Here is a 19,355-nt window from a genome sequence, read left to right on the forward strand (position 1 = left end):
CATAACTTTTCTGGTGATGAATCTTTCGGCCCTGCTACGGCAGGTTTTTTGGCTTTTTTTATGTCTCTTTCAGAATATACACTTTTTTTCCTGTTTTCCACCTGTGATGATTAATAAAAATTATGCTTTATACAAAAAAGCGTAAACAAAGCTTATAGTATCAAGGGACTCGCGAGTTCATTCATCTTTCTAAATCCTGTTTTCTTACTTTTTCAGCAAGCCCTAATTAAACTTAACTATTGTTTTTGAAGCTTTTACTTATTGTTCAAGCATTATTTTCAACCAATTTAACAAATAGTAGTGAGATTAGCGTGCGCCAAGACTTTGCAGGTGACGAGAAACCGGGTTTCTGCGACCAATTTCGGTTGAGTACGAAAAATACACTCAGAAACCCGGTTTCTGAGATTAGCGTGCGATCTAATTCCTGTCGTTGGGTGGCCATAAACCGGATTTTTTCACCTAATACCCCTGACTGTCATGGCATATTTGGGTTTAAAAAGAACGGTTTCAAATGAATGGAAAATGCAAGGACCAATTTTCCATTCATTCTCAATTTTTACGCTTTCGGCTCAACCCAAACCGTCATCCCTTCAACCCTCAAACCTTTGCCACGAGTGCCGCAATATTGACCGTTAGCAGTAACAGGAGTATCGCCCACATTCTGAATGTGAGCCGTATAAAATACGTCGTATTTATCAGCTTGCGGCCCTGTCAGGCGGGCGGCAAATCCCTCAATGCGCTTGGCTTTGCCCCGGAAACCGGCCAACTCCCCTTCTGAGATCCAAGCAGTATCGCCAACTCCTTCAACGTGAGCCATGTACTGCAAATTTAAATCGGCCACGGGAGGCTCTATTTTAATTTGAAATCCTTCGACGCGGCGGCCTTGAGCTTTAGTACCCGCGTATTCTCGATCGCTAAAAGTTCGATCGCCAATTCCTTGAATGTGCGCCAACACTTTTAAACCCACAGGCGCCACTGCTTGGGAACTCGCAGACGGCGCGATCCAAACTTTGATGCCCTCGATTCTCAAAGCTTTGCCGCGAGTGCCGCAATATTCGCCGTTGGAGGACACGTCGCTGTCGCCGATATTCTGAATGTGAGCGCTATAAAATACGTCGTACTTATCAGCTTGCGGCCCGCTCAACCGCACCGCAAATCCTTCAATTCGTTTCGCTTGACCCCGAAAACCTGCCAATTCTCCCTGGCTGAGCCAAGGAGTATCGCCAACACCTTCGACGTGAGCCATGTACTCGACATTTAAGCCGGCAATTGGCGGATCGATATTAATTTGAAATCCTTCGACGCGCCGCCCTTGACCCTTAGAACCCGCGTATTCTTGAGCACCGAAAGTTCGATCGCCAATTCCCTGAATGTGCACCAAAACTTTGATTCCCAAACCGCCCTCTACAGGAGCTTGTTGAATGTCCCGAGGTGCCCCAAAAACAATGTTCCCGGAACCGGTTGTCTGAAGAGACTTAGGTACTTCCACGCTGGGAACAATAATCACCTCGTGCATGGGGACAGAAGGTGCGGGGGATTCCAAAATCTGGATCTGTGGCGCAACTGTAACTTGTTTCGGTGCCACATTTCCTGACGGGATGACAATCACTTCTGGCAAAGGTTCGGCGCTGATTTTTTGTTCGGGCGCTGGTTTAAATGCGGGTTCGACTTTTGCAGGTGCTGCTTTTACCATCTCAGCAATGGTTAATTTGCCTCTGGAAATGGCTACGGCTATTTGTTTGCCAAAAGCGGCGCTGACTGTTTCTTCGAGGATTACCCACTGTTCGTCATCTAATTTGTCTTGCTGTTCCACCAGGGCGAGCACTGCTGAAACTGGGTGTTTGCCGCTGACTAAGGATTCTGCGTCGGAATGCAGTTGAGTTGGGGTTGATTCGGAAATCGCGCGTTGCAGTTCGCGGGCTCTGGCATGAACTGATTGTAAGGGGGCGAAGTCGCTTTGTTCGCGGTGGGCGATCGCCAATACTCGATCGATCACTTTCAATGCTGCATCGCGAATTTCTGCTTTACCTTCAGAAGCTGCGGCAGTCTCGACTAAGTTTTGAATGTCTTTGAGGGAAGCAATTTCCCCCGGTGCGATCGCGGATTTGTTGAGTTCGAGAGCTTGTTTTTGGACTGCTGCAAAGTTGCGGCTGTAGGCGGCTACTTCTTGCAGCAAGCTGTCAGAGGGAGGAAGGCCGGACTCTTGCAGTTGTTTTGCTGCTTGGGATAGGCGATCGGCCAAATTAGCATAAGTTTCCGATAGTCGGGCTATTTGTTGTAGCAAATCTTTATGAGCTAATTCCATATGGGTCTTGCAGTAAATATTTAACTTGCTGATTATAGACGTTGAGCGTCTTCAGAAGGTAGAAGGCAGTAGTCATCAGTCATTAGTCCCAGGGAAAAAGAAAAATGCTCCCCCTTTCCGACTCCTCCACTCGGACACTCTCCGACTCCCCCACCCAGACACCCGGACACTCTCCGACTCCCCACTCTCCGACTCCTCCTCTGGCATCCCCCGCGTGATCTCCGTCACAACAGTGCCAATACTTAGTCACACTCTGCGACTCCGGCTGTCACGAGTGGCCCGTAACAATGTCACACCTATCGAGCAATAGCCGTCACTGCTGATTCTGTGAAAACATTCGATACTTAGGCTTGAACCAATAAAATCCCGAAGTGTTATGGTACTAATTCGCGACCTCGCCCAGCAAGCTCTGGCTCTGGGCTATCTAACCCTTGAAGCCGAAAATCAACTGCGGCGGATGTTAACTACCACCAAATATGACTTGGAAGACTTAAATGCTTTTATGGCTTTGCAACTAGCAGCTATGTCCGGAGGAGTGAAACAAGAGTCTCGCGAGCTGAAAAAATTTGAAATCTTTGGCGAGACGGCTTCCGAAACTTCCTTTTAGTAATTAGTTGGCTTTTGATTAGTTAAAATTTAGTAAGGGACATTTCTACAGTGCAGGTTCGTGAAGTTGTAAAACAAGCTATTGCCGCTGGATATCTGAGTTTGGAAGCAGAAAATGAAATGCAGAAGATTTTTTCTTCAGCCAAGTGTGATTTGGAAGATTTGAATGCTTTTATGAGCTTGCAGTTAGCTGCAATGGCTGGTCGGGTGAGGCAAGAGTCTTTGGAATTGATAAAAATGCCAGTTTTTCCAGATAGGAATTAATTTTTTTTCAGTTATCTGGTCAGGTAGATATTAATTCTTATACTCACTAAAGGCTGGTTATGTATAGTTATTTTGCTGATTTATATACTCATTAATTTAAAAAATATTGGTATTTGGGTTCAATGGGTGTTGAGCAAGTTAAATAAAATTGAAATAAATATTAAAATGAATATGTCAGTGGATAGTGAGGACTTCACTCGTCAAAGGTCAGGCTTGGATGACTAGACCTGTCAATGTGTAGTCACAGTGTTTGCTTCGTAAAAGTTGAGCATTATTCTTGAAAAGTTATGTAAGCTGTTGCACATTTAAACTGTGAACTAAAATTTGATAAAGTTCTTGTGGGGTGGGCCAGAAAGCCCGCACAAAAAACACGATTTAGATGCACAACAGCTTATTGTTAATACTCTATCAAATGGGGAAGATTTATCGATCGCCCCAAGCAGAGATTTCAAGCGTTTGAGCCACTTTGTAGGCGTTGCATAATTGCGGGATAATTTTGATTGTTTTTTTGTGGGATGGGCTCTCGTAGTCCGAAGGCGTGTATTTTCACACCAGGCGGAACACCCCACAATATATTAGTGTCAACTTAAGCTTTTAGTCCGCCAGTCCTCCCGCTCACCCGGAAGTCCGCCAGGGAATGAATTCCCTGTCTCATAGCGAAAGTCCTCTCAAAGAGGACTGAAGAACTCATTAGTCCTCTTTGAGAGGACTTTGACTTTGAGACTCTTGCTGAAACCCCTGCCGGAATGAGGGTTTAACGTTAAGTTGACACCAATGCCCACAATAATCATCCTCAAATTGTGTAAGGCTCATTTTTCACTTTCTTGAGAGGTATGGCTGGGATGAGGGCCAACAATTTATGCTCAATGATTAACTGGACTTGGTATGAAACAGCTAATATTATTTACCCTCCATCGACCGCAATAAAATTAGTTGGTAGTGAGGACTTTGACCGTCATAAAACTCGCTCGTACTTCCCGTCACTACAAACGTTATAACGGTTATAATACCCGATTTTATATCCTTATTAAGACTATTTCCTACGAGCTCGTCGCTCTAACTCTTTAATTACTCTCAGAACAAACAGCGACATTAAAGCGCCAATTAATGCCAGTTGCCACAACCCGCATCCTGCAGCAGTTCCTAAAGCTGCTGATACCCAAATAGCGGCGGCAGATGTGAGCCCGTGAACTTCAACTTTGCCTCTTTCCTGGTGATTTTGCCGCAGGATTTCTCCGCCTCCCAAAAACCCAATTCCCGCAGCAATGCCTTGGATTACGCGCGCTACAGCATCTCCTCCGTTTTCATTTTTACCCATTGCCAGCGGCATTAAAACAAACAGCGCACAACCCATACTAACTAGCATATGAGTTCTCAATCCCGCTGGTTTGTTTCTGAGTTGGCGCTCCCATCCAATAATTCCGCCAACAAACATGGCTAGGCACAACCTTAACAGTATGCCTAGCCAATGATCGGGAGACCACAAGTTAGCGATCGACAATGTTTTACTGCAAATAATTGATCGGAAGATACCAATATTAGCGGAGCACGATGTCCGATCGCAATCTCACTGCCAAATCTTGTTCCGGGCGAATCACGAGTACGTCAACGCTGCGCCGCCCCAACAATACTCCCGCTAAAGCGCCAATCCCAGCGCCTCCTAATACTTCTTCAGTCGCGATCGCTTTGTCGCCGGTAATGCCTGCGAGTGCTGCTGCTGCGGCTGCACCCAGGGCTGCACCTTGCGCTACTGAACCTGTGCCAGCACCTTTTTGGACTCTTTCGGTTCTGGTAATAATTCCTGAATTTCCGTCAATCCGATAGCGTTGGCGGCGGCTGATAATTAACTCTCTGGCAACAAATTGAGTACCACTTTGATTGCCTCTCCTGACAGGTTGCAGTACCCCGACTATCTCGCTGCCTCTGGGGATTAATACTCTGCCTTGAGCTGTGCGGATGTCTTGCGCTACTGTTAAAGTTAAAGGTGCAGTTTCTTCGCGGGTGACAACTATTTTGTCTTTTTCATAGCTAACTGGAATTACACTGCCCGATGGAATTCGGATGCTATCAAATTGGGAAATTCGTTGTTGGGCTTCTGCGGGAGTAGCTACCACTAGCGGCACGCTGGTTCCAACTGTAATGCCCAGTGCGAGGATTGCTGCTGTTGCTGAACGCCATTTTTGAGAAGTAATCATATAAATTGTCTCCTTGCTTCGGTTTTTGTTTACTTAGGAACGCACTACTGCTAAATTTGTTTCTGGTTTCGCATTCATCTGATGTTTTGATTATGGCAGGCTGGAATCCTACCAGTTGGGAAGATAAGGTTGATAATCAAGAAGTTGAAAATTTGGAAAAATCGAGGAAATCCCCAATACAGGGGCGATCGGGAAGATAAGGAAGATAGTCAACAGTCAACAGCCAGTCGATTTGAGATTTGAGATTTGAGATTTGAGATTTGAGATTTGACTCCACAGATGGATCGGGAAGCTGGAAAGTAGGTGTAAAATATTTCGCTTGTCAACAGTCAACAGTCAACAGTCAACAGTCAACAATTAATTGTTGAGAGCGTTTAAGGCTAGCAATCCAGCACCGAAAGCTGGTTCGTATCGGGGCGAAATTACCTTAGCTTTTGGGGCGATCGCACTTATGGCTGCTTCAAACCGACCTCGGCAATTTGCCTCTCCACCCCACACACCTCCTACGATCACAATTTCAAATTCTTCTGTTTGGTTAAATAGCGCTGAAATGGCTATTTTTGTTGAATAGGTTAATTCGGCCACAGCATTATTGATAATGCAGTCAGCGACGCGATCGCCCTCTGCTGCTGCTCCCTCGACAATCGGCGCTAAAGCAGCAATTTCTTTGACTCCCCAACCGCGCCCGTAAACGACTTCTACCAATTCTTCTAGGTTATTGAGGCCTAAATGCTTTTGAAATTTTTCCGCAAGCACAGTAAAATCTTCGCGTCCGTCATAGAACTTCAAAGCAGCTTGCAAACCCTGAAGGGCGATGTTATATCCGCTGCCTTCATCGCCTAAAATGTATCCCCAACCGCCGACTCGTTTAGTTTTCCCTTGACGGTTTTGCCCAAAAACAATCGAACCGGTTCCTGAAATAACGGCGATACCCACTGGATGGCCTGTACCGCCAGCAAGTGCGATCGCGCAGTCGCTGGAAATTACTATATTCCTGGGCAGGAACGATCGGGTTACTGGTAAAGTATTCGTCAACTGCAAGTTCTGCACTACAAATTGCACTATTTCACGATCTTTTGGACGCCCGACGCCTGCTAGTCCCAGACCAATTGCTTCTATGTTGAGATTGCCTACAGGCTCGACCTGAGCGGACAGAACTGCTCGTTCGATCGCCAATTGAATGGATTGTTTGGCTGTCTCTATTCCCAGGGTTTGATAATTTGACGGCCCTGCTTCACCCCGTCCTAAAACAAGGTGGTTGTCATCCATTAAAAGGCAGATAGTTTTAGTGCCGCCGCCGTCGATGCCGAATACGTAACTCATGAATAATTTAGAGAATAATAGAGCAACCCAGATTAACAGATATCTCTCTATTCTACGCTTTGTACAATCAGATTAAACTGAGATGTTGCACCAGTGTCAATAAGCCTTTTATGAACAGGCTTTCCGGCCTGTTCCACAAGAAAATCTACTCTTTGTGGAACAGACCGGACAGCCTGTTCTTCAGAATGGTGCAAGATGTGAGATTAAATCGAGAGAGCAATGCTAATAATAATTAAACCTAATAATGCTAACCAAACCAGATGGCGCTGACACCAATTTTTGATTGATTGCAGCCAGCCGCCGCTGCTGTAACGGATCGTCTGTGGCACAAGTGGCTCAGCTTGATTGTGATAAAGCGTGCATTCTTTGGCAAAGGGACGCTGCGGGTAGTTGCAAGTGTCGTCTTCGTGATAAATACAGGTAGTGCACAGAAATTCTTCGGGTTTCGATCGATAAAGAGGGATACCCGGATGACCGAAAGCTTTGAGGGGGATTTTGCAGTGTGGACAGGCGAGCGCTTGGGCGTCTACAGGTTGGTGACAGCGGGGGCAATCAGGCATAGACAGCAGGGTGATGGGGTAATGTGGTGGGTAGGCTCATTAGCGGGTTTTCCGAACGCCGATTAGCGCGATCGCCTCGCCATCAGGCGGCTGGATGCTCCAAAATAGAAAGGTAGGTGTGCGCTGATGTAACTTTAAGTTTACAGATGGTTTCGCAGCGACAGCAGGCGACCTGAGCCGATCGGGTATGAAAGGGCAAACAGTAGGAAAAATCTATGGATAACAATAGCAACTTACTCAAACAACTGGTAATGCTGGGCATTGGTACTACCTCTCTGGTAGCCGAGAAATTGCAGGAAGCTAGCGAGCAATGGGTCAAAGATGGCAAAATCAATCCCGAGCAAGCCAAAACCTTTGTCGATGACGTGACGGAGCACCTCAAGTCTGAACAGGGCAATTGGGATACGCAGTTGCAGCGGCAACTACGGAATATGCTGCAAGATATGGGAGTTCCCCGACAGTCGGAAATGGATGAGTTGCGCGGAAGGCTCGATCGTTTGGAACGTCAGATGCGGGATTTAGAAAACCGTAACTGGCGCTGAGTTCGATCCTCTTCGAGGGCTTCGCTAACGCCCGCGAGAAGTTCGCGGCTATCTTGTGATAAGATTGTCACCCGAAGGCAGAAGGCTAAAAAAGGCACTTATGTAGAAGCCATTTATGTAGAATTACAAACATTATGACTTCATACTTTTGCCTTTAAAATTATCTGGTAGCTGCCGTTTTTTGGTGGAAAAGTTCAGATAACATTTGGTAGTTCTTGTTGTACTAGATGTCTTAGATATCTGAGATATCGCGGTTAAAAGTATTAGGAGGATTAATTTTGCGAGGAGTTCTAGTCAGCTTGGGAGTAATGCTGGTTTGCTTTTTGTTTTTGATAGTCGCTCAAATGGGCGGTTCTGGGTCCCAAGCAGTTGCAGCCGAATTGAACAATCTTTTACCCGAGACTGCTATTGAGAAGTTGTCAGCGCCGTCTTTGAATGAAAATAGCTTGCTAGTAGCTGATGCTACTTTACCGAAGGTACCAGCTACTATCGCTGGCAATAACATGACTGATAATACTGAGAAAACTGTCACCACCGATTCCGGTCTAAAATATGTTGAATTGAAAGAGGGTAATGGGGCGACTCCCAAAACCGGGCAGAAGGTTGTGGTGCACTACACTGGAACTTTGGAGGATGGCACGAAGTTTGACAGTTCGCGCGATCGCAATTCTCCTTTTGAGTTCCAAATTGGCGTGGGTCAAGTAATTAAGGGTTGGGATGAAGGTGTCGGTACGATGAAAGTTGGAGACCGGCGCAAGTTGATTATTCCCCCTGAACTCGGTTACGGCGCTCGCGGTGCGGGCGGGGTGATTCCTCCTAATGCTACGCTGATTTTTGATGTGGAATTGTTGAGAATCGGTGGCTAGGTAGCTCAATCTAATTCAACGTAAAACTTTTACGGTGTTTAGAAACCCGGTTTTTTTTAAGAAACCGGGTTTTTGTGTATGTTCTGGTTGATTTACGATCGCTTCGGAGATGCCAGATTGCGAAAGCAGGTATATTGGGCGTCAAATAATAGTTTGATGATTCCTGTGGGGCCGTTTCTGTGTTTGGTAATAATTACTTCTGCAATTCCGCGATCGGGGGAATCAGGGTTGTAATATTCATCGCGGTACAGCATAATTACTAAGTCGGCGTCTTGCTCTATGGAATTATGGGCATACAAACCTTGTGTGGCAAAGCTTTCAATATTTTCTACTGTCATATCGTAAACCATTTCTTCGCCACAAAAATTGATTTCTTTCACCTTATCCCAATAGATATCGCTAACAGCTAGCTTGAATATCTCTTCGGCATCCAAAATATTCCCCAACTGATATGCGCGTTCTCGACCAATATCACATTTGTAATCCGTTGTGGCTGAATAACGCATACCTAAGCAATCTTGCATCTGTTTGACGGTTAAACCAAGGCGCTTTTGGGCAAGATTGACTTGAGTTCGCCAAAGTTCATTCGGAATTAAATCCCGATTAGTCTTCCCACTATCAGCATTATTTAAATATATTTTTACCTCTTCCAAACTAGATTTTTTATAATTACCAACTGCACCAATTACATTCGCAAATATTTCTATGTCTGATTTCCCTCCTAACCAAACTTGATATTGTGCGCGCCCTTTTTTACCTTGAGAAATAACTCTGACAGCCGCATTGATGTTCAGTCTAAGCAACAGAGAACGGACTCCTCTGGCTAACTTCTCGCTACTAGAAGCATAATAAATAGCTGGATAAAGACATTTCTTCCCTTTAGTCGGTTTGATACAACCATCAGTTGCCCATAGGTGTCGAAGGAAAAGAGCGATCAATTCTTGCGGTTGGGTAAATACTAAACTGGGAATAAATTTTTCATGGGAACGTAAACCAAATATTTCTAATTGTTCGAGCCATTTAGTAATCGGATTTTTAATATTGGGAGCGAGACGATAACTAGCGGAGAGATAAACTTGATACCAATCGCGTTCGCGTTTAATGCGGGAATTAATTTTATCACCAAATACTTCTCTAGCCAAATGAGCAACTAATTCAGCTAAATCTAATTCTCGCGTCGTGTACTGAATGGTATGTCTGGGTAAAGTACAACCATCACCAATTAAATGTCCTAGTAAAGCTAATTCAGCATTACCCATCGTCTGCAGTTCACTACAAGGAATTGATCGAGGTGTAGCAATTCGATCGCCTATTTTTAATTCATCTAACCGCTTCCAACCATCTGATGTAAAGAACTTATGATTGCCTGTTGCTGTAATCGAATTTCCCAAGCAAGTCGTCATCTCCCAGACGGGCTTGACTCCAGTACAAAAAGCATTAGTCACCATCGCTTTTTCCTGTTTCAGAGTATCTGAATTTAATCCCCAAACAGCAAAGCCAGATTTGCCGACTAAATCACGAATCGGGACTTCTAATCCACTATCCGCCAGGGTAACTAAACTATCGCCACCGAGACACCCACTTTCTCTCAAATCAGACATCATCGGCCGCTTGTTTGTCCTCGCTTCTACACCCCGACTCAACTGAGATAAGGCAATAATCGGCACGTTGAGTTCGCGGGCTAAACCTTTAAGACTTCTGGTAATTCGAGATAGTTCTTGCACGCGGTTGTCGCTGGTACCTTCCATTAATTGCAGGTAATCTAGCAAGACTAATCCTAGGGTTCCGCCTTGTTCTGCTTGGAGGCGGCGGACTTTCGATCGTATTTCTGTGACGGTAATATTGGGAGTATCGTCAATAAATAGTGGTAGTTCTGATAAATTGCCAATGGCTGTACTAATTGGTTCCCATTCGTTTTGACTGATTCTACCCGATCGCAATCGGTTGCTTTCTATTTTGGCTTCGCTGGACAGAATACGCTGCACTAGCTGTTCTTTCGACATTTCTAAGCTGAAAACGGCAACCGGCAATTTTTGCTGTCCGGCGGCGATGTGGTGGGCGATATTGGTACAGAAAGCTGTATTGTGAACGCAGATATCGTTAGCCACAAAATTGTGTGTCTCCGGGATAGTTAAGTCGTAAACTTGCTTGTTTCCCATCGGTTCGATAGAAACTATTTCATCCCAGTAAACCTCGCTATCTGCCAGTTTTTTCAGCCATAAATTATCTAAAGCCGTTGCTAAAACTAAAAATCTTTCTCTGGACAGCGCACGTTTACCAACGTGGATATTTGAGTGACCTTTGATGCCTGCGCGTTTTGCTAAGGATGCCCAAGATTCGTTGCCTTTTGCTAATGCTAGGTATTCCCACGCCTCGACAGGAATTAAATCGCGGCTAGTTTGGTATTCTTTATTTTCTAAGGCTTCTTTTACTTTAAATAATGCTACCTCTTTGCCAAAAATACCAATTTCTGATATGAATGTTTTGATGGATTTTGCGTCAGTAATATCGATTTGCCAAGCTGGTCGGCGAGTATTTTTGTATTTAACCGAACGCTTTTTGAGGGCTGCAATGATGCCAAATCTCAGCAGTAGATGCTGTACGTGTCTGGCTAGTCCTTCGCTGACAGAACAGTAGCCTAGTTGAGATTGACCGCTGGTAAGTAGGGTTGCCCAGCCGTCTGTTGAAAAGAGGCGGTTGAGGAAAAGGGCAACTTGCGATCGCTGCAATTTAAAAACTATTTCTGGTACAGTTTTCTCATGAGCATTTTTTCCCATCAGACCTAACTTTTCTAACCAATTTCTCAGGGGATTTTTATGACTTGTATTAATAACATCCATTCCCTCATCGGCTAGGTGTTCTGGATCTAGTCTTAAAACTCTGCAAATGCCACTAAATAATTCTTGATTGGGAAATGCTCTTCCTTCCACCCAAGACCGGACTAATCGCGGTGGAACTTCCAATTCTAGCGCTAATTTTTTAGAGTCAAAATTTCGTTTTAAAAGGATTATTTCTAAATTATAACCAAAGTTTTTTATACTATCTGTGTAACTTTCTCGATCGCCCATGACATAATATTCTGGTGCGCGTCTCCCTTTATCGTTGAATCGCAGCTTAAGACCTCCGAAGCTAGTAGCAGCTTCAGCAAAATCTTGTAGTATAGCAGTATTTCCATTGGTGAAGTGTGGCGCGCTGCGTGTCAAACACCCATCGCCAATTAGATAAGCCAATAATTTAACTTCACAGTTTCGGATGGTTTCTTTACCAAAAAGATTCATCCTGCGGGGAACAGCAATCTTATCGCCTACTTGTATTTCCCTCAACTGCCGCCAGCCCTTAATTGTTAAAAATGGGTGTGTAATTGTAGTTTCTATAAAGCGTCCCAGTCTTGTTGTTACCCGAAATACAGGCTTAATTCCATCATCTATAAAAGCTGATGGTCTAGTTAGGTGAAATTGCCAATCTTCTCCTAATGTTAGTAATTCAGCTTGACGTTTTTGATAGATTTGTTCTATACTAGAAACACTTCCATCACTTTCTACTATTACGGTAGAGGCTGCTTGGCACTTTCCCATCGCCGGCCTAGCTGCAACGATGATTAAATCCGATCGCTGAAAGCCTCCTGTCATAGCATCTAAGTCATAAAAACCGCACGGAATACCGGGAAGTGTGAGGCCTTCATTGCGATTTTCTAGGTCTTGAAATGTTTGGTTTAATGTTTCGCCGATCGATACTAAATCTTGTTGCGGGCGTTCTTGAGTTATGCTAAAAATTTCTTGTTCGGCGCGGTCTAAGACTGTTTCTAGCGGTACGGCTGTCTCGTAACCTAATTGTACTATGTTGTTGCCAGCTTCGATTAATTTGCGGCGCTGATATTTGTCTTCTACTAAAACTGCATATTGGTCGATGTTGACTGCGGAAACTGTGCGATCGACTAATTGTGCTAATTTAGTTAGTCCTCCTACTTGATCTAACTGGTTGCGGTCGGTTAGCGCAGTTGTTACCGTCATTAAATCGGTAGGTTGACCCTGTAAAAATAGCCCTAATGCCGATCGATAAATGACTTGATGAGCGGTGATGGCAAAAAACTCCGGTCGCAGCAGTTCGGCAATTCGGGAAATAGCTTCGGGGTCAATTAAAATCCCGCCCAAAATTGCTTCTTCTGCCTCTATATTTGTCGGCATCAAATCGCTCATTAGTCAATAGTCCTCAGTCATTAGTTGTTAGTCATTAGTCATTAGTTATTAGTCATTAGTCATTAGTTATTAGTCATTAGTTATTAGTCATTAGTTTAGGACTTACGCACCAACTCTATCTGTAGGCTGCTTATGGGCGCACCTTATTCCTACCTATAGCGGCTTAAACCATTTTTTGCGTAAATCCTATAGTTATTAGTTGCCAGTGATTAGTCGTCAGTTTTAAATCGGCAAGTTAGCAGTCCTCAGTCCTTAGTTAGCGTGACTCACTTCTTAGTTAGGGGTACTCAGTTCTTAGCTAATGACTAATGACTAATGACTAATTACTAACAACTAATGACTGATGACTAATGACTAACAACTAATGACTAATGACTAATGACTGATGACTGATGACTCTTAATTACATCGGAACAACTTGAATATCAACTTCGGCAGTAACTTCTGCGTGTAGTTTGATTTCAGCTTTGTATGTACCAGTTTGGCGAATTTCGGGCAGAGTGATGCCGCGCCGATCGACTTCTTGACTGGTAGAGTTGAAAATCAGTTCTGCTACTTCTTGGTTGGTGACAGTACCAAAAATCGCGTCTGCTTCGCCAACTTGCTTGGAAATGATGAAAGGCCCAGCCGATTCGAGGGCGGTTTTGCGGACTTCAGCTTGCTGCTTGAGCTCTAGCTGGCGCACTCTTTCTTCTTCACGGCGGCGCTCTGCTTGCTTGAGAATGCCCGGAGTGGCTCTACATCCCATTCCTTGGGGTACTAGGTAGTTGCGGGCGTAGCCGGGGGCTACTTCTACTACGTCGCCAGCTTTGCCGAGTTTGCTGACATCTTTATTTAAAACTAATTGAACGCGCTTGGCCATGATCGTGGGTTGTGGGGTTTTAACTGCAACTTTTTATAATAGCGAAGTTTGAGGGGCGATCGCAAGGAAGTTCGGCAACGGATTTTGTAGCGGATGTAACGGATTTAACGGATGGATGTTGAGATTCGAGGATCGAGGGAAGAGACAGGGATAATATTTTTAACGGGCAAATTCAGTTTTAAAATACGCCAAACTGGGGTGGTGTAATGAGCCAAATCAACTAAATTGCCCTGTCTTACCGAGAAGTCAGGCTTTATTTTCAAGGCGCTGGGCGACGATCGCTCGCGCTACAGTAGCAACTAACTGGGTCGAATTGATCGGCTTGGCTAAGTGTTTGTCAAATCCGGCTTGCAAAACTTGGCGCTCGTTCGCTTCTCCAGCATAGGCCGTTAAGGCGATCGCCAACAACTGCCGATACTCAGGCGCAAGCTGAGTGCGGATGCGATGGATCAACATATACCCGTCCATCTGGGGCATTCCAATGTCGCTGACGAGCAAATCCGGTGCAGTTTGTTCGATCGACTCCAGCGCCTCAGCAGCAGATGCCAGGGAAATCACCTCTGCACCCGCTTCCTCAAGCACAAAAGCGACAAAATCTCGCGAGTCGAGTTCATCATCTACCACCAAAATTCTCAATCCAGCTAGCGGCCTGGATGAGAGATCGGGACTAGCAGCCCCATGACGTTCTTCCTCCTCCTGCCTTCTAGAATCATCATTTAATAGCGGTAATCTCACCGTAAACGTCGCTCCTTGACCAACTCCTGCGCTTTCTGCAAACACCGTTCCGCCGTGAAGTTCGATCAGTTGGCGGACGATCGCCAATCCCAATCCCAAGCCGCCAAATTTGCGAGTTGTGGCGCCATCTTCTTGTCGGAAATGGTCAAAAACATAAGGCAAGAAATCGGGAAGAATGCCTTTACCAGTATCTATGACTTGAATTTGAGCTTGGTGTTCGACTTGCTCTAATCGAACTTCAATTCGACCGCCTTCGGGCGTGAACTTCACCGCATTTGATAACAAATTCCACACTATTTGTTGCAAGCGACTTGTATCGCCAACTACTTGCCCGACATCGGTATTTAAGATTGTTTGGATTTGAATTTTTTTAGCTTCGGCGGCTAATTGCACGGTTTCCACAGCAGACGGAATAATGGTTGCCAGATTCATCGGAGCCACATTCAATCTGAGTTTTCCTTGCAGAATCCGAGACACGTCGAGCAAGTCTTCGATTAATTGAGATTGCAGTTTGGCGTTGCGCTCAATCGTCTCAAAAGCCTTGGCAGTTTGAGTCCTGTTCAGCTTGCCGCCAACGAGCAGTTGCGACCAGCCTAAAATCGGATTCAGGGGCGATCGCAACTCGTGAGAAAGCACCGCCAGAAACTCGTCTTTAATGCGGTTAGCTCGCTCGGCTTCCGTGCGGGCAGTTTGTTCTAATTTAAGAACCATATCACGCTCGGTTTCGACTTGTTTGCGCTCTGTAATGTCGATAACAGAGCCGATATAACCCTCAAATTGTCCCTGTTCGGAAAATCTGGGAGCAGCCGCATCCATCGCCCAAGAATATCCGCCATCCTTGCGCCCGACGCGATATTCCACGCTGTACCGTTCCTGGCGTTCGTTGGCGGTCAAAAATGCGTTCTTGGCGTATTCTCGGTCTTCTGGATGCAAGGCGTTGATCCAACCCAATCCCAAACCTGTTTCCTCAGTTTGACCTGTGAATTCATACCAGGTTTCGCTCAAGAAAGTGCAATAGCCTGTGGAGTCTGTTACCCACACCATAAATGGAGCGTTGTTAGCCATAGTGCGGAATCGTTCTTCGCTTTCTTGCAGCGCTGATAAAGCTTGTTTGCGTTCTGTGATATCCCGACAGACAATGACTCCGCCTTTGATTTCGCTGCTAGTATCAACTACCGGATAACCGCTGATACTGATCCAACGTTCTTCGGAATCTTCACGGCGCACAAATACCTCTACATCATTGACATATTCACCTTTGATTGCTCTGGCTAGAGGTAGTTCACCGTCGGGAAAGAGGGTTTTTTTGTCAGTCATAAATAGCCCGTAGGTAATCGACCATTCCTCACAAGATTTTTCATTCGATAGCTGACCGAATATCCCCACGGCGGCTCGGTTAAACAGCACCAACTCCCCTTGTTGGTTTGCCAAAATCAAACCATCACCAATGCTGTCAATAATTACTTGCAGTAACTTAGTTTGTTCTTGCAGGGCGACTTCTGCTCGTTTGCGATTTGTGATGTCGCTGGAGATGCCAATCAAGCCGATGACTTCTCCCGCCTGATTGCGGTAGGGAGCTTTCATTACCAGAAATGTCCGAATGCCATCGTGAGATTCTTCGAGGACTTCTGTTTGTCCAGATTCCATAATGCGCCGATCGTTTTCCGTGACTGTGACTGCAAGTTCTACTACTGGGTATAAATCGATATCGCGACCACCAATTACTTCAGAAGCAGATTTGCCCATTATTTCCAGCGTGGCTGGATTTGCATAAATAATCTGTCCTTCTCGATTTTTGACAAAAATTGGCGTGGGCGCTGACTCGTTAATCACATTCAAAATCGCATTTTTTTGCCGCAGTTCTTCTTCAGTGCGTTTGCGATCGCTAATATCGCTCCAATAAGCCGTAAATCCTTCTGCGGCTGGATAGGCGCTCACTTCTATATATATCTGGAGCGACGGCGAAAACTCTTCAAATTTGACAGAAACTTGCTCGTTAACGACTCGATGAAATTCTTGATAGACCCTTGAATTGGATTCTTTCTCGGCGGGGAATACCTCCCAGATCGATCGACCTAACAAGTCGGCTCTCGATCGAGAAAGCAGTTTTTCAGCAGTGGCATTAACGTAGGTATAGCGCCATTGTGAATCGATCGCGATAAAGGCATCGGTAATACTTTCTAGAATATTGCTGACTTGCTGGGAGGCCGCTTGCACCGCGAGTTCAGCGTTTTTGCGATCGGTGATGATTTCGGAAAAAATCATGATACCGCCAATCTCATTGGTGTTGGTTCGCCAAGGGTGAATTTCCCAGCGCACCCAGTCGATCAAGCCATCAGGGCGGGGAAACTGATCTTCTTGGCAGATTTCGACTTCTCCCGCCAGACAGCGCTGGTGGATTTGTTTCCAACGCTCGGGCAAATTGGGAAAGATGTCGTAGTGCGATCGGCCCACAATGTTTCGATCGCCGAGCCCGTAACTTGATAGCCAGCGGTCGCTTACCAGCATATACCGCATCTGGCGGTCAAACATCGCCACCCCCGCAGGCGAACGTTTCACGAACAGCCGCAGTTGTTCTTCCTGTTGCCGCAGCCGATTCTCTGATTGTTTGCGCTCACTGATTTCTTTGAAAAGTAAGGCGACTTTTCGGCTCTGCGGCTCAGGAGTGCGGAACGCCGAAACCTCAAACCAGCGGTTGAGGACTTCCGATCCCTGCTCGAAGCGCAGGGGTTCCCCTGTCAGCGCGACTTGGCCGTAAATCTCAAACCAATAATCTTCGAGATCCGGAAGCATCTGGCGCGCCGTTTTACCCACAGCTTGTTCGAGTCCGGTTTGTTTCAAGAAGGCCGGATTGACTTCTAAAAAGCGGTAATCGATCGGCTTTTCGTTGGCATCAAACAGCATTTCGATGATGCAAAAGCCTTCGTCTAGGGACTCAAACAAAGTGCGATAGCGTTCCTCGGAACGGCGCAAAGCAGCAATAGCTTGTTTGCGCTCGCTAATATCCATAAAGGCCGCCACACAGCCGCGAACTGCGCCTTGTTCGTCAAATAACGGCACCGCATTCACCAACCAATCAAAGGCCGCCCCGTCCTCGCGCACCATTTGAATTTCCACATCTCGCACTTCGACGCCGGAAGCTACGGCTAGTTGCATGGGGAGTTGTTCTCCCGGAATTTCTTCTCCGTTGCGGAATCGTCTAAACGGAAGGACTGCCGCTTGCTCTCCGGTTCCAGAAACATTGGTATCGGCCGGCACTTGCAACATCGACAGGGCAAACCGGTTAGCGCGAATTACTTGACACTGTGGGTCGTCGGCGATCGTAATGCCAACGGGTACAGCATCCAGTATCGATTGCAGTTCATTAACTCGTCGCTCTAGTTCTTGGTTGAGCCGTTGAATTTCTTTTTTGGTAGCTTTGCGATCGGTAATTTCTAGCACCGTCACATTCACGCCCAAAACGCGATCGTCCTCCGCCCTGAGCGGATAGAGACTCAACAGCCAATCGCGATCGACTCCCGGCTGTGCTGAGTTCGTCCTGCGAACTTCGAGCTGTTGGAGTGGAACTTTAGTTTCAATAACTTGTCGGTAAAGCGGCTCTAAATCATCTGCCATTTCTGGCAAGATTTCGCGCAATGTTTTGCCGATGTGGGCGGCGGCTGGAACTCCGTTAATTTCTGCTAGCCAATCGTTGAGGCGGACAAACCGCAACTCAGTATCAAGGAAGCAAAGTCCGATCGGCGCACTAGCATAAATCGCCTCGATTTCTGCTAGTTGTTGGTGTGCCGTTTGCGCTTGTTTAACAAAAGCAGCCCGAGCCGCTTTCTCCTCGGTGACATCTTGAAAATAAACGGCAAGTCCCGAGGCGATCGGATAGGCTCGTACCGCATACCAAGCATTGAGTGGCGGATAAAAAGATTCAAAACTAACCGTAATTTGTTCCCGAACAGGCAAGATGCCTGTTCCACAAGAAGAAAATTCATCTTTTGTGGAACGGGCATCTTGCCCGTTCTTGAGAATGGTGCAAGATGCGAGCTCAAACAAACTGCCCGCTGATTCGGGAAACTCTTCCCAAATGTTGTTGCCAATCAAATCTTTTGAGGGTCGATTTAGCCACCGCGCCGCTTGCGAATTGAGGTAGGTAAATCGCCAATCTCGATCCAAAGTAAAAAACCCGTCCGAAATGCTTTCGAGGGTGTCTGACAGTTGTGCCGCGGGCGCGTTACAGACTGGTTCAGGCTGAGGTTGAGCGAGCTCCGTGAAGGTTGTTACTACCGCATAGGGAGTCGATCGATCTCCCTGAAATAAAGGTTGAGAATTGAGCGTCAACCAAATCAATTTTCCCTGTGGCTGATAAAAGCCCATGATGACATTTGAGCATGGTTGCCCGGTTTGCAACGCCACCATCGCCGGATGTGTCTCGCCGGGAAAATCCGAGCCATCTTCATGCAGAGTCTGCCACCGACTGTTGATTGAAGTGCATAAGAGCATCTGTTGTGCTGTCATCCCCAACAGATCCTGGGCGTGAGAATTGCACCCCTGAATGCTACCATCTGCCAATTGCAGAACCATCCCTACATCAGTTGGCAAAGGCGCGGCTGGGTAGAGCGCTTTGTTAGAATCCGTTGAAACAGAGGGGTCGATTTTTGCTTGGAGTTCAGTATTGCGTGGGTTTTGCATCGGTTTCTAACAACGCTCCTTTTACTTTGGGCAAAGCAAATCGCGCTCAATAATAGGGAAATAACCAGAGGAACTTTTGATGTGAGCAGGGTGACACTTCAAACCTAAGATGGATGTCGATCGTCCTGCGGTAATATCCAGATGGAGACAATTTATTTTATAGTAAAATCCCACGTCTTAACCAGTTGCAAGATTCAGCACAGGCGACGGGCAAATTTCTC

At 46.0% G+C, this 19,355-nt stretch carries 12 protein-coding genes; 4 read left to right on the top strand and 8 right to left on the bottom strand.

Going from position 1 to position 19,355, the window contains the following annotated elements:
• Nucleotides 1–556 precede the first annotated feature (556 nt).
• The gene (locus tag QUB06_RS05175) at nucleotides 557–2,305 is read right to left on the bottom strand and encodes a hypothetical protein (protein ID WP_333434397.1); all 1,749 of its coding nucleotides are present in this window, start codon (nucleotides 2,303–2,305) and stop codon (nucleotides 557–559) included.
• A gap of 376 nt (nucleotides 2,306–2,681) precedes the next feature.
• On the opposite strand from QUB06_RS05175, the gene QUB06_RS05180 reads away from it, so the two are divergent.
• Entirely contained in the window at nucleotides 2,682–2,912 is a 231-nt protein-coding gene (locus tag QUB06_RS05180; RefSeq protein WP_333109616.1) for a hypothetical protein, read from the top strand.
• Nucleotides 2,913–2,962: 50 nt separating this feature from the next.
• Entirely contained in the window at nucleotides 2,963–3,175 is a 213-nt protein-coding gene (locus QUB06_RS05185; RefSeq protein WP_333285586.1) for a hypothetical protein, read from the top strand.
• A gap of 1,033 nt (nucleotides 3,176–4,208) precedes the next feature.
• Here the strand turns inward: QUB06_RS05185 and QUB06_RS05190 are convergent.
• The 4 genes from QUB06_RS05190 to QUB06_RS05205 form a co-directional block, all read right to left on the bottom strand.
• Complete coding sequence (locus tag QUB06_RS05190) at nucleotides 4,209–4,610, bottom strand: MgtC/SapB family protein (RefSeq protein WP_333144774.1); 402 nt, start codon at nucleotides 4,608–4,610, stop codon at nucleotides 4,209–4,211.
• A 103-nt stretch (nucleotides 4,611–4,713) separates the two neighbouring features.
• Nucleotides 4,714–5,370 carry a hypothetical protein gene (locus QUB06_RS05195; RefSeq protein WP_333434398.1) on the bottom strand — a complete coding sequence of 219 codons (657 nt, stop codon included), beginning with the start codon at nucleotides 5,368–5,370 and terminating at the stop codon, nucleotides 4,714–4,716.
• A 357-nt stretch (nucleotides 5,371–5,727) separates the two neighbouring features.
• Nucleotides 5,728–6,693 (bottom strand): BadF/BadG/BcrA/BcrD ATPase family protein, encoded by a 966-nt coding sequence (locus QUB06_RS05200; RefSeq protein WP_333434399.1) that lies wholly within the window; start codon nucleotides 6,691–6,693, stop codon nucleotides 5,728–5,730.
• A gap of 203 nt (nucleotides 6,694–6,896) precedes the next feature.
• The gene (locus QUB06_RS05205) at nucleotides 6,897–7,253 is read right to left on the bottom strand and encodes a zinc ribbon domain-containing protein (protein ID WP_333434400.1); all 357 of its coding nucleotides are present in this window, start codon (nucleotides 7,251–7,253) and stop codon (nucleotides 6,897–6,899) included.
• Between the two features lie 215 nt (nucleotides 7,254–7,468).
• Here QUB06_RS05205 and QUB06_RS05210 point away from each other — a divergent pair, with 215 nt between their 5' ends.
• Both QUB06_RS05210 and QUB06_RS05215 read left to right on the top strand, forming a co-directional pair.
• Complete coding sequence (locus tag QUB06_RS05210) at nucleotides 7,469–7,795, top strand: phasin family protein (RefSeq protein WP_265235356.1); 327 nt, start codon at nucleotides 7,469–7,471, stop codon at nucleotides 7,793–7,795.
• A 278-nt stretch (nucleotides 7,796–8,073) separates the two neighbouring features.
• Nucleotides 8,074–8,661, top strand: a complete 588-nt coding sequence (locus tag QUB06_RS05215) for an FKBP-type peptidyl-prolyl cis-trans isomerase (RefSeq protein WP_333434401.1) — start codon at nucleotides 8,074–8,076, stop codon at nucleotides 8,659–8,661.
• A 92-nt stretch (nucleotides 8,662–8,753) separates the two neighbouring features.
• Here QUB06_RS05215 and QUB06_RS05220 read toward each other — a convergent pair whose 3' ends face one another.
• The 3 genes from QUB06_RS05220 to QUB06_RS05230 form a co-directional block, all read right to left on the bottom strand.
• A complete protein-coding gene (locus tag QUB06_RS05220) occupies nucleotides 8,754–12,857 on the bottom strand; it encodes a replicative DNA helicase (protein WP_333434402.1) in 4,104 nt (1,367 codons plus the stop codon).
• Nucleotides 12,858–13,260: 403 nt separating this feature from the next.
• Nucleotides 13,261–13,719: a 50S ribosomal protein L9 gene (rplI, locus tag QUB06_RS05225; RefSeq protein ID WP_333434403.1), complete on the bottom strand. Its 459-nt coding sequence runs from the start codon at nucleotides 13,717–13,719 to the stop codon at nucleotides 13,261–13,263.
• A gap of 246 nt (nucleotides 13,720–13,965) precedes the next feature.
• Nucleotides 13,966–19,134, bottom strand: a complete 5,169-nt coding sequence (locus tag QUB06_RS05230; protein ID WP_333434404.1) for a PAS domain S-box protein — start codon at nucleotides 19,132–19,134, stop codon at nucleotides 13,966–13,968.
• Nucleotides 19,135–19,355 lie beyond the last annotated feature (221 nt).

Source organism: Microcoleus sp. D2_18a_D3, from assembly GCF_036702455.1.
Lineage (GTDB): Bacteria > Cyanobacteriota > Cyanobacteriia > Cyanobacteriales > Microcoleaceae > Microcoleus.

Excerpts from the sequence above, each read along its gene's own strand:
- QUB06_RS05180 (WP_333109616.1), top strand. The coding sequence starts at position 2,682 with ATGGTACTAATTCGCGACCTCGCCCAGCAAGCTCTGGCTCTGGGCTAT.
- QUB06_RS05195 (WP_333434398.1), bottom strand. The coding sequence starts at position 5,370 with ATGATTACTTCTCAAAAATGGCGTTCAGCAACAGCAGCAATCCTCGCA.
- QUB06_RS05175 (WP_333434397.1), bottom strand. The coding sequence starts at position 2,305 with ATGGAATTAGCTCATAAAGATTTGCTACAACAAATAGCCCGACTATCG.
- QUB06_RS05230 (WP_333434404.1), bottom strand. The coding sequence starts at position 19,134 with ATGCAAAACCCACGCAATACTGAACTCCAAGCAAAAATCGACCCCTCT.
- QUB06_RS05190 (WP_333144774.1), bottom strand. The coding sequence starts at position 4,610 with ATGTTTGTTGGCGGAATTATTGGATGGGAGCGCCAACTCAGAAACAAA.
- QUB06_RS05205 (WP_333434400.1), bottom strand. The coding sequence starts at position 7,253 with ATGCCTGATTGCCCCCGCTGTCACCAACCTGTAGACGCCCAAGCGCTC.
- QUB06_RS05210 (WP_265235356.1), top strand. The coding sequence starts at position 7,469 with ATGGATAACAATAGCAACTTACTCAAACAACTGGTAATGCTGGGCATT.
- rplI (WP_333434403.1), bottom strand. The coding sequence starts at position 13,719 with ATGGCCAAGCGCGTTCAATTAGTTTTAAATAAAGATGTCAGCAAACTC.
- QUB06_RS05220 (WP_333434402.1), bottom strand. The coding sequence starts at position 12,857 with ATGAGCGATTTGATGCCGACAAATATAGAGGCAGAAGAAGCAATTTTG.
- QUB06_RS05200 (WP_333434399.1), bottom strand. The coding sequence starts at position 6,693 with ATGAGTTACGTATTCGGCATCGACGGCGGCGGCACTAAAACTATCTGC.